Source organism: Robbsia andropogonis (assembly GCF_000970345.1).
GTDB lineage: Bacteria > Pseudomonadota > Gammaproteobacteria > Burkholderiales > Burkholderiaceae > Robbsia > Robbsia andropogonis.
Genome location: NZ_LAQU01000007.1, coordinates 96,919 through 113,426, shown reverse-complemented (window position 1 = coordinate 113,426; position 16,508 = coordinate 96,919). Strand labels below are relative to the sequence as shown.

At 55.1% G+C, this 16,508-nt stretch carries 12 protein-coding genes; 1 reads left to right on the top strand and 11 read right to left on the bottom strand.

What is annotated here, in order from left to right; genetic code table 11:
* Positions 1 to 20 precede the first annotated feature (20 nt).
* The 10 genes from WM40_RS09185 to WM40_RS09140 all read right to left on the bottom strand — a co-directional run bounded on the left by WM40_RS09185 (position 21) and on the right by WM40_RS09140 (position 14,144).
* Positions 21 to 674, bottom strand: coding sequence for an ATP-binding cassette domain-containing protein (locus WM40_RS09185; RefSeq protein ID WP_024902828.1), 654 nt, complete (start codon positions 672 to 674; stop codon positions 21 to 23).
* A gap of 3 nt (positions 675 to 677) precedes the next feature.
* Complete coding sequence (locus WM40_RS09180) at positions 678 to 1,826, bottom strand: right-handed parallel beta-helix repeat-containing protein (RefSeq protein ID WP_024902827.1); 1,149 nt, start codon at positions 1,824 to 1,826, stop codon at positions 678 to 680.
* Between the two features lie 117 nt (positions 1,827 to 1,943).
* Positions 1,944 to 3,701 (bottom strand): phenylacetate--CoA ligase family protein, encoded by a 1,758-nt coding sequence (locus WM40_RS09175; RefSeq protein ID WP_046152718.1) that lies wholly within the window; start codon positions 3,699 to 3,701, stop codon positions 1,944 to 1,946.
* Positions 3,702 to 3,761: 60 nt separating this feature from the next.
* Positions 3,762 to 7,202 (bottom strand): glycosyltransferase, encoded by a 3,441-nt coding sequence (locus tag WM40_RS09170; RefSeq protein WP_162199056.1) that lies wholly within the window; start codon positions 7,200 to 7,202, stop codon positions 3,762 to 3,764.
* Between the two features lie 7 nt (positions 7,203 to 7,209).
* Positions 7,210 to 8,148, bottom strand: a complete 939-nt coding sequence (locus WM40_RS09165; RefSeq protein ID WP_236693446.1) for a glycosyltransferase — start codon at positions 8,146 to 8,148, stop codon at positions 7,210 to 7,212.
* A 390-nt stretch (positions 8,149 to 8,538) separates the two neighbouring features.
* Positions 8,539 to 9,780, bottom strand: a complete 1,242-nt coding sequence (locus tag WM40_RS09160; RefSeq protein WP_024902823.1) for a glycosyltransferase — start codon at positions 9,778 to 9,780, stop codon at positions 8,539 to 8,541.
* On the bottom strand, positions 9,773 to 10,897 hold the full coding sequence (gene wecB, locus WM40_RS09155; RefSeq protein WP_024902822.1) for a non-hydrolyzing UDP-N-acetylglucosamine 2-epimerase: 1,125 nt from the start codon (positions 10,895 to 10,897) through the stop codon (positions 9,773 to 9,775). Before wecB ends, WM40_RS09160 begins: the two co-directional genes overlap by 8 nt.
* Positions 10,894 to 12,393 (bottom strand): polysaccharide deacetylase family protein, encoded by a 1,500-nt coding sequence (locus WM40_RS09150; protein WP_201779129.1) that lies wholly within the window; start codon positions 12,391 to 12,393, stop codon positions 10,894 to 10,896. Before WM40_RS09150 ends, wecB begins: the two co-directional genes overlap by 4 nt.
* Before the next feature lie 179 nt (positions 12,394 to 12,572).
* Positions 12,573 to 13,316 carry an ABC transporter ATP-binding protein gene (locus WM40_RS09145; RefSeq protein ID WP_024902820.1) on the bottom strand — a complete coding sequence of 248 codons (744 nt, stop codon included), beginning with the start codon at positions 13,314 to 13,316 and terminating at the stop codon, positions 12,573 to 12,575.
* Between the two features lie 3 nt (positions 13,317 to 13,319).
* Complete coding sequence (locus tag WM40_RS09140; protein ID WP_176025935.1) at positions 13,320 to 14,144, bottom strand: ABC transporter permease; 825 nt, start codon at positions 14,142 to 14,144, stop codon at positions 13,320 to 13,322.
* Positions 14,145 to 14,593: 449 nt separating this feature from the next.
* Between WM40_RS09140 and WM40_RS09135 the strand changes: the two genes are divergently transcribed.
* On the top strand, positions 14,594 to 15,550 hold the full coding sequence (locus tag WM40_RS09135) for a symmetrical bis(5'-nucleosyl)-tetraphosphatase (RefSeq protein WP_082102537.1): 957 nt from the start codon (positions 14,594 to 14,596) through the stop codon (positions 15,548 to 15,550).
* An 8-nt stretch (positions 15,551 to 15,558) separates the two neighbouring features.
* Here the strand turns inward: WM40_RS09135 and WM40_RS09130 are convergent, their stop codons facing one another.
* Complete coding sequence (locus WM40_RS09130; RefSeq protein ID WP_051504328.1) at positions 15,559 to 16,416, bottom strand: lysophospholipid acyltransferase family protein; 858 nt, start codon at positions 16,414 to 16,416, stop codon at positions 15,559 to 15,561.
* Positions 16,417 to 16,508 lie beyond the last annotated feature (92 nt).

Here is a 16,508-nt window from a genome sequence, read left to right as displayed (position 1 = left end):
ACTCCAAAATTATCTATCTTTCAACTAATCTTAAACCCAATTGCTTTATCAGCAACCGGTTTCACAGCATCCCAGTGAGGGGCCGCCAGGAGAAACGCACGCCCTTGCGCCTTCGCGAAACGGATTTGCTCCAGCACCTTTGCAATGAAGGTGGTATCGCACGCGAATAGTCTTTCGTCAATCACAACCAAACGCTCGGATGAAAGCAGCGCCAGCGCGACGGAAAAGCGGACTTTTTCGCTCCAGGCCAGATCCTCCAACCGCAGACTGGCCTGCGCGAAGAGATCCGCGAAAGAAAGGAGTTTCTCCAAATCCGCGCGCGAACGAAAAAGCGCTTGAAGCGTCGTATTTGACCGCAGTTGGTCGAATTGCTGACGCGACGAAATGAAGCCGCCCGACATGGAAATCGTGCCCGCGTGTTTCCGGTATTTTCCCTCGACGAGGTCAAACAACGCGGCCGATACGAAACCCTCCCGGCCGCATAAGGCATAGCACTCCCCCTCGCGAAGTTGAAAGCCGCGGTACTCACACAACACGCCACCGCCTTTTGAAACAAAGCCATCGCGGTTGCCCAAGTTTTTCAGCTTGCCGGCCGCCCATGCCCAAAACGATCCACCAGATTGTGGAAAACGAACAGACAAGCCAGCAGTGGTCAGCAACGTGGCACTTTTCATAAATCATTCCAGGTTGTTGGCAATCAGCGCGCGTGCCGGATGTGAAGCGTACACGCCCAACCGATTGGGCTCAAAAACATTGCCGGTGACGATCGCTCGCTCGGCCCCATCCAGACCGGCAAGGGCATATGCTTGCGTGTTCGGATAGCCCGAGAAGGCGCCAATCGTGCAGTTCCGTACGGCCAAACTGCTGCAACGTCCATTGACAGACAGACCGGATGACACACCATTTCGGCCATTTCCCGCCACGTTGCAATTATCAACCTGCAAGGTACCGACATTGCCGACGAAGATCCCGTCACCGCCGTTACCGTACACGCGGGAACCCATGAGCTTCACGTCGTCAATATTGCCATCGTTCGCATTCAGAATCACACCGTGCCCTGCATTGCTGCACGACCAATCACTCGTCGACTGTATGCGGCGCACAACGGCGCCCTCACCCGACTCGATCAGGATGCCCGGGCCTTCGCACGTGTCGATGGCGTTATTCGACAAAAAGCCATGTTCGAGCGTCATCCCTGCCATCGCGAGCAAGTGCAACCCTGTTTTGCAATGAAAGACGCCACACTGATCAACCCAGAACCCTTGTGAATTCGCGATGCGGATGCCTGCCTCGCACGGCGTGACCTGCTGGCGTGTCTGAACGAAGACACGCTGCAAATACTGGTCGTTGTGCACGCCGCTACCATGCACAAGCAAACCAACACCTGTTTCAGCCAACGGGTCGATAACCTCGCAGTCCGTGAAATAGACGAAACTCGAATCAAGCGAATCAATACCGCAATATAGATTCGCCAACAGGCAATTTGTGACGCGAACGTCATAGCCACGGACTATTTGAATGCCGGCACCCGTCGTCAGCGTACGTACAGTGTTGATTGAAAGGTCGGCTATCTTGACCCGCGAAACCTGCCCAGTTGGACTTTCGATATGGATGCCGGTTCCTTCGGGTGAATCGATGATAAGGCGGGAGACCTCTCGTCCTGCGCCGCGAATACTGACACGCCCGTTTTCGATCCGAATGGGCTGACGCAACAAAATATCACCGGCAGGCAATACGATCTCCCCACCATGCGGAGGAAGTAGTTCGATTGCGCGATTGATTGCGCGCGAGCAGTCCGTATAACCGTCAGCAATTATATGAATCATTCGTTTTCCGCATGGACTTCCATTTGAAGTCCATCTTATTTCTATCTGAGAACGCGCCGTGACACCAAATCACAACGGCGCAAGACCATACATCACGGTATCAAAACGCGCGATTTCCTATTGAAAATCGATACCGTGAACCTTCAGCCCTAGTTCTCGATGGTCTCCAGGCACTGGATACAGCGCATTCACGTCGAGCACCACGATCCGAGGGCCGGTCTGCGTTGACTCCGGTAATGCGACACTGATCGATTGAGGGCCACCGGTAACGAAAAAGGTCTCGAGCACTTTGCCGTTTTCACGTACGGACAAGGTTGGAAACTTCTTTGCATCGGAGGGATAATCAAATGCCAGCGTCAAACGTTTCAAAGGCTTGTGCGGATTGAGCACGATTTCGCCACGGCGCCCCATCCACCGAAAGCTTCCCGATGGGTAGACCTCTTCATCATTCCAACCGTTCCGATACAAAAAGGTACGGGCATCGTTTTTGCCGGAAAACAACGGCGGAGCCGATTGCGGTGATGCAGCCGCGACGCCGGGCGGCGCCTTCAAGTCCACAAGGTAGCGGAACTTCTGCTGCTGCCCGACGCGTACAAACTCTCCACGTTCAACAAATGTCGTGTTGAACGGTTCGTCAGGAAAGCTTTCTGCCAAGGTCGACCTCACCGCGGCTTCAGACGCCCCTTTCAAAAGGCAAATTCGCAATTCCAACAGCGCGCCTTCCGCACGTACAAACTGAAAGTCGTCGACAATACCAAGCCGGGTAAAAAAATCTTGAAACCAATGTGTCGGGTAGGCGCGTTGCGACACGACTATCTGATCGTGAACGCGCCCCGAGACCGTTTCCAGGTAGAGGCCATCACGTCCAGCACGCAACGTGCCTTCATCGCCGGTCGCATATCGAATCAGTGGCGACGAAAAATTCGTCAGATCGGTGACAACCAGCGAACCACCGCTATCCGCCCCCCCACTCAGTGACTCAACCCAGACGTAGGGATCCATCACCTGCATAAAGCGCGACTCCGCAGCAGAAGCAGCGGTGAGCACCTCATCCGTCGCGATGCCGCCCGTGTCGTGTGACACAAACCGTTCATGCGCGACGATGCCAAATTCGGCGTTGCCGTACCGATTGGCCACACGGCAAGCAAAGGCAGATTCAATAGTCTCCCGCTGTTGCAGCGTCAAGGTTTCACCAGTTGAAACAAATACGGCAAATGCACCTGGCTGCTTGCCAACACTGTCCGTCACATGGCGTGCCAGTGCATACATCGTGGATGGATGCCCCTGCACAAGATAGGCACGCGCATCACGGATCTGGTTCCATAGGGCCGTCAGACTTTCCGGGCTCCAATCCGAACATTCAACGCCGATTCGGTTGGTAGCCTGCTGACGCCACCACTCTTGCCTCTTCGCGACCTTAGGCGTTTCGCCGGGAAATGCCGATGAGATATGCAATTGCAACTTGTCGGCACCAAACCCCACCCATTCCTGACTCAGTCGCGTCACCGCCGCGGAGTAGTCCTTCGCCGCTGGGGTGTAGTAGATTGGCAATGCGCTGCCAGTTGAGCCATTCGTCTTGCTCACGTGCACCGAAAGATATTTACGACACGAAGGATGGAGCAAACGCTCTCCTGCTTCGCGAATATCCTCTTTCGTCAGCACCGGCAGCTTCTCGAAATAGCGAACATCTTTCAAAACACGTAGTGGGTCGAAACGAACTTTCTGGAACATGTCCCGATAGAACGGAATCTCGTACTTGGCATTTTGCAGCACCTCAACCAATCGCACGGTATTTGCATGCTTTCGTTGCGCCCAATGCTCATTGAACGTCTCGTGTAACCATGCCAGACGCGAGTTGACATTCCGGCCGGACATTTTTTCCGCAAGCGGGAACAGAAATCGGGAACGTAATTGCGGTATTAACATGTCGACGACTCAATCATCCAAGCTAAGCAAGTTGAAGCCCTGGAAAAGACGCCATGGCGGTGTCTGATCCGCAACGACGCGATGCTGAATAAACGCCAATTCATAGACGTGTCGCAACGCGCCGAGCTGTGCCTGGAACTCAGGAATATGCTTGCATCGTTCAAGTAAGCGCTCCATCGAGAACATGCTCGCCAGCAAATCATCGTCGCCAAAATAGACAGTCCGCGCCCAATTCGCGGCATCCGCGCAGTGGTTGCGACGGTATGGTGCCAGCAAACCCTTATCGATTCCTTGCTTTTCTGCCAAGTCGAATAAATCCGGCATCCGCTCGAGATGCCAAATCAATGCCCATTTACGCCAGGACACGTTCATATTCACGATGACATACGGATCGCCCAACCAATACCCCGGTCGATTGATCAGATGCTGCAGAACGTAGGCGGAAGTCGGTATACACGTCAATAGGCTGGAAAATGGAACACCCGATGTATCTTGCGTATAGGCACCGATCGCGTGATCACGACGGAAGACACACGCATAGATTGCGGTGAACAAATTCTCGTTATACCCGGCGAAATGACGTACTTCTTCGCAGAAATGACTTCGCGACGGTTGTGCTATCGGGATCGACTTGTCCACGATATCGTCGATGTTATCGAGCTCTTCAGGCTGGTCGAAGTGCGTGTAGGCGTAATTTAGATAAATAATTTCTGACCGCGGATGATCTCGAATGATGTCCATGATCCTTGGCACGACGCCCTCTCGCACTAGATCATCATCGCCGCAAATCCACACATAATCGCCTTCGGCAAGCTTGCTCGTAACCGCGAGGTTCCCAAGCATTCCGACATTCACCTCGTTGCGGTGATAACGCAAGTTCGGCACCGATAAAAATGCCTCCATGACTTCCGGCGTGTGATCGGTCGAAGCATTGTCAACAACGAGGATCTCGACCCCATCCGGTCGCAGTGCCACACTATCGATGAGTCCTCGCAGCGAATGGCGCAGCCACTCCGCACGGTTGTAGGTGGACACACAAACAGACAGCAACGGGCCGCCACGCCGTTTCGGCGGGGCATTGCGCCAAGCTGGGAAATACCGCTCGATTGTCGCCGGGAAGGTCGGTTGCTCACGTCGCATCAACCAGGAGAGATCACGAGCGTACTCGTCCCAAGAAGATATCCGGCGCGTGACCGCTTGTTCGGACAACGCGTGACGTTCCGCCGGATCCGACGCCAACCGCGCGATTTGCTCACCCAACGCGTCGCCATCATGGGCGTCAAACGTCACGCAACCACCACCTTCGGCAACTTCCGCTACGGCGCCCGCATCACTGCAAATACAGGGTCTGCCGTGCCACAAACTTTCCAGAACGGGAAGCCCAAACCCTTCGAGCAGCGACGGAAACAAGGTGAAGTCGCATTCGCGATACAGCGTCGCCAATTGCTCGTCGGTGGGGAGTTCGACCACCGCGACATCCGCATCCCCGGCAATTTCAGCCAGAATGTCTTCCGCATAACGTGAATGGTCTTTGGTCGAGCCTGCAAAGGTGAGCTTTAACTGCACCGGATTGCCACGATCGCGCAATAACGTACGCGCAAGACGGAAGCCGTGTATCGCTGTGAGATGGTTTTTACGCGGCTCCATCGTACCCACCATCAGAATCTTGACTTCCTCCGCACCACGGTCCGAGCGCTTCACCTCGACATTCCGAGGGAAAGTGCGCATTTCACCCGGCAACGGCAGCGCATGAATGCGTGATTTGATAGTCGTCAACCGATCCAACTGATGACAGTAATATCGCCAGAGATCCTCACCCATGGTCCGCGAAATCGGAATCAACAAATCCGATAATGCGATCATCTTGAAAAACAAGTGATAGCCGGCCTGGGCTTCGATCGGATACATATCGGTGAGTGTCACCGGAATCAGATCGTAAAAAATTGTTGCAACGTGCAAGCCACGGCCCTTTGCCGCAGTGATAACCTGCTCTGCGTTCGGATTTGGCAGCACCAACTCCGGGATGATCAACCAAGCATCGGATAAGTCCTGTGACAACGACAAAGGATGGTTCGTGGTCGGACCGTGCCAAAGCGACAGATGCTGCGCTTCCTCGCTACTTATCGTACGGAAATTGCCCCGCTCTGCATCCCAGGCAACATAAGACAATGCAACGCCGAGCTTCTCAAGCGACGCCGACAACTGTCTCACTACGCGCTGCACGCCACTATTGCCATGATAGGCAACGGTCGAATTCACCCAGATCAGCGCGCGAGATACCCCCGGCGTGCGTTCCAGCAATCGCAGAAAGGACGTGGCGTAATCGCGCCACGTGGACAAATCCCGGTTTGCTGCTTCGGCTCTAAGCCTTTCACGCAAGGCACCATCAAGCATCAGACGCTCGAGCCCCTCGTAGAGGGCGTCTGGATCTCGTGTGTCGACGCATAACGCGCCACCTCCCACCGCGATCTCAGCCATGGAACCGAAATTCGCGCAAAGACAGGGCACTCCGAGCCACAGGCTTTCTGCAATAGGCAAGCCATACCCTTCTTCAACCGAGGGAAATGCCGAAAACGCCGATGTCCGATATAGCGCAACGACTTGTTCGTCCGGCACGTAGTTCAGGACCTCGATAGCCGGTTCGTCAAGCATCAGTTCGGCCAGCCGCGCCTGCTCCAGCGGATGGACATTGCCGACGATCTTTAATTCGCATGCAATATCGGGGTGGCTAATACGGAAGCGCTTGAATGTCTCGATCAACCTCAACTGGTTTTTGCGCGGCTCGATCGTACCAACACTGACAATCCGGATGACATCCGACGTCGGCGCAGGGAATTGCGCTCGCGCGATATCGGGTAGTTCATGCGGAAGCAAGAGGCTCTGTACAACAGGCAAAACGAACTCGGCCGCTTTTGCGGTGTGCTTGAAAAAATGACGGATATCCGCTGCAGCGGTTTCGCTGATCGGCACGATCAGATCTGCAAGAGCAAGCCGCTGCATATACACCGAATGCGTATCACGCACCGATACATATTCCTCTCGTTTTAGCGGGATCAGGTCATACGCGATAGCAGCCGTTTTCATCTTGAAACGGCGCGCGTACATCAGAATCTCTTCCGTCGGCGGCGACGGCTGGAACGTCAGATGCGTGACCTCCGGTATGACGAGCCATGAACCGTCCAATGTCGCCTTATCACGACCGTCCAGATGAAGCGATTCCCCGGCACCCGCCGCGGAAACGTCCGCGACGGGACCTGACCACTGCGCGAGATGCGTTAATTGATCGGCACTTAACCGTACCAGAGACAACGACTCGGGGCACCACCTGACAAACACGACCTCATCCACCAGATACTGCAAGCCACGACTCAAACCGCGAACGACTCGTTGTACCCCGGAATTAGCGGGTGATTGAGCAGTGTGCTCAGCATAGACGAAAATCCGCTTCATCTTTCCTTCATCCATTTGATGCATTGCTGATCGCTCGCAGTTCCGCATAGCAATCCATTAAATTCGACGTAACCTGGGGCCAGGAAAAGTTACGCAATAGGTGCTGTTGGAGGTCGCTATTCGGCACGCTCGCCAACGCGCGGCGCGTTGCATCGTTTATGCCTTCCTGATCGTCCGGCAAAACGTAAAAAGCATGATCGCCGAAGTACTCACGCGTACATCCTTCCGACGTCACCACCACACGTGCTCCTGCCGTTGCGGCTTCCAAGGCCGCGATACCAGGCGTTTCCAACGTACTGGGTAGCAAAAACGCCTCGCATGCCTGATAGGCACCTCGCAGGCGATCGTCTGCTTGGGTCAACGGCCCCAGGTGATGGAAATACCCGCCCTGTCCGGCAGCCACGCATTGCGCGTAATAGCCTTGATCGCGAATCCGACCGATGTTTATCAACGGCAAGCCGACGGCCGCAGCCGCATGAATCGCCGATACTTGATTTTTACGTGGCTCGATATTCGCCACATTCAGCAAAAATGGACCCTGAACGCCAGACCACGCACGAAATACCCCGGGATCGACAGGAACACTGAACCACGCATCCACGCCGTTGTGTACGACTCTGGCTTTATCACGCGGAAGTCCTGAATACCTTTCAAGGTTGTCGATCTCAGCGTGAGAGTTGCAGATGATTCGATCCGCAAGCGCGTAATACGTCTGTACTTCATGCATGTCGATGTGCGCGCGGTTCGTTTCATTGATCCACAGATTGGGACTTAAAACCGTCTTGATGCCTTGACGACGCACGTAGTCGATGAACGGAATGCCGCCAGATACAAGATGAAAATGATGAAACAACGCAGCATTCTGCAGCTTGGGTTGCCAAATATCATGCAGCACCACGTCGCATCCATGCCCAGACAAATATTCTTTGTACTTTAACAATTGCACCTCTCCCCCTCCCGGAAGATGCATTGCATAGGGATGAATGTTGTAAATTACACTAACGTTTTCACGCAAATTCATGTTGACCACGCTTGTACTGGCAGAAACTTCGTTTAAGGCTGCCGCAAAACCGTAAATACGTCGCGGGACGAATATGGCGAACGCACCATGCACGTCCGATCACGAATTGTAATTCCTGGCAATACGCTGTTCCGTCCTAGCCATCGGACGCGCAGTCGTTCGACCGTGACCCGAGCAATAATAGCGTTGGCATCTTACGCGAAAATAATCGCCACAATGATACACAAACGCGCCCCAAGCGCTCGCTATTATTGGAAGAATCCAAGAACAACAACACGGCATGCGTTGGAGGCGGAAAGATCGTGCGGGTAATGTTCACTCGCGACCGTGTTGCGCACCGAGTTCGCGGTCGACTATATCCAGCATCTTTTGGGTACGTCCACGCCAGGTGTTATCGCCCACAAACGTGCGGACCTCGCTGTCTGACAGCCGCCCTCGGGCCAGTTGTATCTCTATCGCATCGACAAACCCGGCCGCGTCCGCACCGACGGCCAACCCTTGTGTCTCATGCTCGGTGAAAGCGAGTGGTGTAGAGACAACAGGAAGTCCGGCGGCCAGGTATTCAAAATATTTCATGGGAAACATCGAACGGGTGTAATCGTTCAACAAGGTTGGTAATAACCCGACCGCCATGCCGCGGAGGTAGTCGGGCAACACCTGATACGAGCGATACCCCAAAAAATGCACGTTCGGTAAGCGCTTGAGCGATTGGATAGCCTCGTTCCGCTGACCTTCCCGTTCTTCCCCAATAAAGACCCACTGCCACTGTGGCCGGGCTCTCACTGCGATAAGAATCAATCCAAAATCGAGCTTGAAATCAGATAACACGCCGTGATAGACCAGACGTGGCTCCGGGATCGATCGGATATCCTCAGGCAATGCACGCTCGGCGCGTGCATTGCCGAAATGGGCGTCGTCCACGACGTTGCCATAAAAGTACGTGTGCGGATTTACCGCTTCACAACGCTCCTGCAAGGCTTTTGCGGTAACGAATACAACGTCGCAATCGCCGAGCAAGGCACGTTCGCACTCTAAAAACAAATTGACATCAACACCGGGCACCGCGGAGATATCGTCGACGCAGTGATACACCAAACCGCGGCGATCAAGCCCATCGACTGCACCTCGGAGGTAAGGATGGTAGGTCCAGATTAAGGGAGTACTGAATTCATAACGCGCGATAAAGCGGCGAATCGTCCCACTTAGCAAGAGTCGGTTGAGCCATTTGACAAATGGCCAGTGGTTTTTAGCTGGAAATGTAAGAGGTGGAAGCACCCACACGTTTTCGCTGCGTTGACGTGGTCCTAACAGGAGGGCGGCGACACCCCGAACAAGGCGCCGACGCAGCCGTTTCCAATCACGTTGGCTCGCCACGCGCGGGGATCGAAAGCCAACACTCTCGATGTATAAAACACGCCAACCACGCGCTGCCAGTTCACGCGCGGTGTGCTGCTTATTCGTCCAATACGGCTCGTCCCAGTCCGCTGTCGAGAATAGGATGCAACAATGAGTTGAATCTAGTCCGCTCCCAGAGAATCCAACGGCCGGATCAACCATGAAACGCTTCCACCGCATGGCCAAGCAGGCTGTCGACAATCCGCTTTGCAGCAAAACCATCACCGTACGGATTCGCCTTGCTAAGCAGTGCGTTGCGCTTTTCTGACGCATCGAGCCATAACGCGACTTCAGCCTCGATCCGCGAGGGGTTTTGCCCGGCTAGGGACGCGAATCCGGCATCCACGCCCTCCGATCGTTCGGTATGCTCGCGCATTACAACGACGGGCACGCTGAAGCTTGGCGCTTCTTCTTGAATACCGCCGGAATCGGTCAGTACCAGTTGGCTGCCGGCAATCAATGCGAGACTTTCCGGGTAACTGACTGGGTCAATCAAACGCAAATTCGGAATACCCGACAATACCCGCATCACCGGCTCCCTAACTGCGGGATTCAGATGTACCGGAAACACCCAATTGTGTTCAGCATAGCGGGCACAAAGTCGGCTTAACATCGCGCAAATATCCGCCATGATCGAACCGAAATTTTCCCTGCGATGGCACGTCACAAGAACTTGTGGCCGTGTTGCACCCTGCCTGGCAACGTGGAATTGATCACGTCGAGACGGCGGGACCACCATATCGATCGCATCAACGACCGTGTTTCCGGTCACGACAATCCCGTCACGCGCAATACCTTCCGCCATCAAATTAGCGGCCGCTTTCAGCGTAGGCGCAAAATGACGCGATGCGATGCGCGCGAGCATTGACCTATTGGCTTCCTCGGGAAACGGACTCGACAGATTTCCCGTCCGCAACCCTGCTTCCACGTGAGCAACTTTAATACCCCTCTGAAACGCCGCGAGACCAGCACAAAACGCGGTGGTCGTATCGCCTTGTACGATTATCCAATCTGGGGCTTGGGCTTCAAGCACAGCATCCATTGCCTGTAGCACACGACTCGCCAGTGTATTTAACGTCTGGGCATGCGTCATCACACCGACCTCGATGTCAGGCACCAGGTGAAAGAACGAAAGCGCTTGCGCCAACATTTCCTTATGCTGCCCGGTGCTGACAACGGTGGTCTGAATCGAATTCGCATACGCAGAACGCAGCATGGCAACGACCGGCGCAAGTTTGATCGCTTCCGGCCTCGTCCCGAGAACGACCATAATCTTCATTGGCGTTGCTCCGCAAGCGACGCTGCGGCAAATACGCGACCACAAAACTCGACGGCGATACCCAACGCGATACCGTCCCGCAAGGTGACCGCGGGCAACATCCCTCCTTCTAGCGCGGTAAAGCGCATTTCAGCGCCAGCGTCGCCGCAGTTGTCGATTTGAAAAATAGAGAGGGACGACTTCAGCCGCAAGAAATCCATTGCCTGATTTTCATTCAGAAAAAGCGGCTTGGCAGCTACCTGGCGAATGTACGCGATAAGTTCGGTGTGCGCATCGATACGCGCGTGCTCGGTAGACCACCCGTAGGAATAACGAGGAGAAAATGGATGATCCAGATATCCGAACAAGGTGGCCGTTTGATAAGCCTGATCAAAAGCGCACTTGAACGTCGCAAGCGCGTCGCCCTCTTCTAGCAAGCAATCGCCATGCATCATGCACTGCTGGGAATGGCCGATGAAAGAATGTGGCAAATTATTCAACGGGCCGCCGCGCGCAATGAGGAAAGCAGGATCATTACGAATCAGGCCCCCAATGCACCCCTCGTAGCCGACGTCCGACAAGGCATCCAAAGCGTAATCCGGACTCTGGTGGAAGGGGGAGACTGCATAGCGAACCCGTTGCCCGGTCACCGCAAAAATGTCCTCCATCGAACGTCGCCCTTCTTCGAAAGCGCGTTCGTACGTTCCACCCCAATTCGGGGCGTGCGTGGCCGTGTGCGAAAGCAACGCTTCATCGCACGCGACAAGCTCTCGCAATATTGGATGATGTGCCGAATCGCGCAAGTTCGTCGTATGAACGGCTAATGAAAATGGCACATTTAGCGATTTATACGCTTCCCACAAGGGTCGAGCAGATTCGACATCTTCGTCACAATCGAGTCTCGACGTAATGCAAGCGTCGTAACCAAACGGAATTTCACGAATAACCGGCTGACAAGGCAAGGTCGCCGCGCGATAAGACGCCCAGAAATGCTCGAGCATCCGCCATTCGTAGGAATCGATAAAACCGACAGGTCGATTAATCCAAAGGACGCTATAGCCCGGCGCATCATGCAATGCGACAAAACTGCCCGTAGGCAGACCATCGATATGAATCGCGGCCACTTCGTCATCGTATGTTTCAAGACCGTGCGCGATGCTCCATTTGTCTCCAACGCAGCGCACCGCGCCGAAGCCTAGGTTGTTCCATTCGTCCGCAAAATCAAAACGTTCGAACGGCCGCCGCCAGCCAGACGCCCCCAAACGTTCGGCACGTTCACCGTAGACGATTTCGGCGCGACTCCGCGCCGTCGCCTTTGCAGGCGCGGGTACGCTGGACCCCACCTCAGACAAATCCGGCAACGCGCGGCCACCCCATCCAAAACGTCTATACAGCGATGCGGGCATCCGCCCCAGCACGACGAGTTTGCGCGTCTTATTGGACGCCAACCAGTCGCCGAGAATGTCGCCCCAACAGTCGGGTATATCCACCGCCACCAGCATACGCGTCTGATTCAACCCGGCTAAGCTTAGTGGCTGCGCCTGTGGTTGGCTTACGGATCGACGAACAGCCGCAAGGACTAACGGGCCGGCCGACTCGCCAACGATCTGGCTGTCGCTCTCACTATTGCAACGCTGCGGATAAAGTACGCCAATCATCATTCACCAGGAATCTGCATGGAAGCGCCACAAATGGACTAAGGCTGGTCTACAGACTGTCCCATGGACACGCTCTCGTCGGATACCATACGTCCGTGCTCCATGACGATGCGCCGCGTACAGACGCGGTCGATCAGCCCCGGATCATGCGTGGCAAGGACAACAATTGAGGCTTTGCCAACCAACTCCGTGAGACGAGCGCCTGCTTTTTCCTGGAAGTTCGCATCGCCGACGCTCAGCCATTCGTCCATGATCAAGATATCGGCTTCGATCGACGTCGAGATGGCAAAGGCAAGTCGCAACATCATCCCGCTGGAATACGTCCGCACCGGCAGCGTGAGGTAATTACCTAAATCCGTAAAATCAGCAATATCGTCGACCTTGCTCCGAATTCGGGCCGGACTCAGTCCATCAAGAATACCTCGCAGATAAATGTTTTCGAATCCACTGGCATCTGGATCAAGCCCGAGGGAAACATCCAGCAGCGACGCTATCCTGCCCTGCGTCACAAGGGTGCCACGAACCGGTGCGTAGATTCCGGAAAGCGTCCGCAACAAGGTCGTCTTGCCAGATCCGTTATGCCCGACAAGCCCAACCCGTTCTCCATGGCCGAAAGTGAAATTAAGATCGGCAAGCGCCGTAACGATCGTTTTTTTCCCGGCATCTTGTCCCAACCGGCCACCCGTCGTGACGTTTAAAACCGCTTTCTTTAATGACCTATGTGAGTTTTCGTAAATGGGAAATTCGACGAAAACGTCCTTCGCTACGATAGAAGCACTCACGTTCTACAACCAATAAGGAACACGATTTCGACTGCGACGCATCAAATACTGCGCGACGCCAAATCCAACGATCAGCAACCCAATTGACCACGCCCAGGACTCCCATGAAATCGGCCGCCCTGTCAGCGGCGCGCGGACGGTTTCGATTAAGTGGTACAAGGGGTTGTATTCAGCAATCCAGGCACGATTTTTCAAAATTTCGGGCGACCACATGACCGGCGTGAAGAAAAACACCACCTGAATCAGATTGGTCACGATAGGAGGCACATCCCGAAACCGCGCGCACAAGATGCCAAGGGTGACGCCTATCCACACACCATGCAGAAAAAGAAGCGCTAGCGCCACGGGTACGAGCAGAAACTCAGGCCGCGGCCAGTTGCCAAATACCATCATGAGAACCACCACAACGGGCAAACTGTGCAATAAAATTGCAAAGTTACGCCACGCAATGCGGCAAACGTGAATGGTTAGCGGGATTCTAATTTGTTTAATCAAAGATGCAGAACCAATAAAGGCCATGCATCCCTCATTTGCCATTGTCCCGATGTACTGCCAAACCACCAATCCGACAGCAAGATAAGGCAAATAGTCCCGGATGTTTTGCCGCAAGAGCGTTGAATATAACGCGCCGAGCACCACCACCATGATCAGTGTGCTCAACGTAAACCAAAACGGACCGATGATGGAGCGTCGATATCGCTGCTTGATGTCATGCCAGCCAAGCGTCGCCCAGATTCGGACCGATTTCAAGGCCGTCGAAATATCGTTCGATCCATCATGATCAGCCAGATCAATGATGTCGATGCTCGAGTTGTTATTCAATTGCATGAGGGCACTGTTTGTTGGCTATCGCTTAGCGCGTGCTTGCTTATAGCTTTACATCATTCCGCTTTGTAAGCGTCAACCATCTCGATTTTTCTCGCCACCCAGTCCGCTGGTTGCTTTATCGAAAACCGAGCGCAAAAAACAGCTAGCCAATCCATCTGTTACGGTTTCGCACCGGAATTCTACCACGGCGCTGCAACGCCTCCGTCCGATGTCGAATCAAGCAGGCAGTTGCGGTAAGCGCCTATGTCGACGCCCCATAAATTTTCGGAATAGTCACTATGCCGCGCGAAGAACGGCGGAGCGATTTCCATGCGTTTTGCACTTTTCCGGCACAATAGCGAACTAACAGCCCGGTAACACGACGTTGCGTTGTAGCTACGCGTGACAGCCTGTCGCGAGCCAATCGGTAGGTTGCGTGATCGACGACTTACAGCCTTCAGTTTTATAATATGTCCGCATCTGTCACTGCATTCCCGTACACCAGCGCAGGCTCGTTCTCTGACGTTTCATTTGCTCGCAATACGCCCATCGCCATCGGCGATCTACAAGGCTGTCGCGACGCACTCGATCGTTTGCTTGATCAAATCGACGCTGATGACGAGCGCCGCATCGCCAGCAGCCAGGCCCTGAGCCGCTCACCACTATGGTTCTGCGGCGACCTCGTTAACCGTGGCCACGACTCCCTCGGCACCCTACGTCGTCTTATCGCCTTAGGTAACCGCGCAACCGCGATCCTGGGCAATCACGACCTGCACCTATTAGCCGTGGCCGCAGGCGTGCGCACGATGAAGCGCGGCGACACCATCTCGGACATTCTCGACGCCCCCGACGCCTCGGCCTTGATAGACTGGGTCCGACATCGTCCGCTGGCACATTTCACGGACGGCATGCTTTTGGTACACGCTGGCGTGCCCCCGCAATGGGACGCCGCGACGACCCTGTCCCTTGCCGCAGAACTGGAAACGGGCCTGCGCAGCAACGACTGGCGTACCTTCATCGCCCGCATCTACGCCGGCAACGGTCATGTATGGCGCAATGATCTCGAAGGCGACGACCGGCTGCGTGTGATCGCCAATGCCTTGACCCGGATGCGTTTTTGCAACGCGGCGGGCGAGATGGAATTCAAGGCAAACGGCGGATTGGATTCCGCGCTTCCCGGCTACATGCCCTGGTTCGACGTCCCAGGTCGCCGTACCGCGGACGTCACCGTCATCTTCGGCCACTGGGCCGCATTGGGCCTGGTGACAAAGGATCGACTGCTTGGCCTGGATAGTGGCTGTGTGTGGGGCAATAGCCTCAGCGGACGCCGCCTTTCCAGCGATCCCGCCAAGCGCACCTTGTTCCAAGTCCCTTGCCATGCTTTAGGGACAGACGATTCAGAGGCGCCCCCGTACGAAGGCAACTGACTACACGATCACGGCACGTTCAGCGGCGCCTGCATGGTCTTCAGCATCTCGTCGATCGCCGTATAGGCGGCTTGTGCGGCACTGCGTCGATCGGCAAGATCCATCAATGGCTGGCCAACGTAAAGATGCGCAATGATTGGCCCTGTCCTCAGCACCGCTTTCAACGTATCGCCAAGCGACATATCACCGATATAAGCCGGCGCGAGAGACTGCTCGCCGCGTTGACCGGCATGCGGTCGTTCGTATAGCAAGGTCACTGGCTGGACCGGCGCCCCCGCGGCCACCGCCGCCTGAAAAATATTCGCGTGGAACGGCAGGACCGTACGCCCATCGCTAGTCGTCCCTTCTGGAAAGAGGCATACGAGGCCCCCCTCCTTCAATACGCGCGACAACTGATCGACGATCCGCTTCGCATCGCCCCGGCGTTCACGCTGGATAAACACGGTGCCGATCGCGGTCGCCAGAAAGCCAATCACCGGCCAGCGTGCGATTTCGGCTTTCGCCACGAATGGCGTGGGCCGCCAGGCGTTGATGACATAGATATCGAGCCAGGATACATGGTTCGACACCAGCATCGTCCCTTGCTCCAGCACCCGCACACCGTCCGGCAAGTGCACTTTCAACGTCACACCACATAAAGCCAGCAGTTGCTCCGACCAGACCCGAATCAGGCGCTGCTTCTCGATAACATCGGCCCGTCTGTATCGCGTCGGGATTTGCCAGACACCCCTTGCGATGTGTGCGATCAATCGCCATTTCGCCATGGTCGGCGCGGGCCGGGCCACGATGAGCTCCTGATCGGTGGGGCCGTGACCGGACGCAGCATGATGTGAATCGACAATGACCGTCTCAGGCGCGGAATTCATTGGACGTTGCATGAAGGACAGTAGGCGAAAGGCAGAAAATAAGCAGACAATGCGCGTCGCCGACAAAGCGCCGAATCATTCCGCATCCCCGT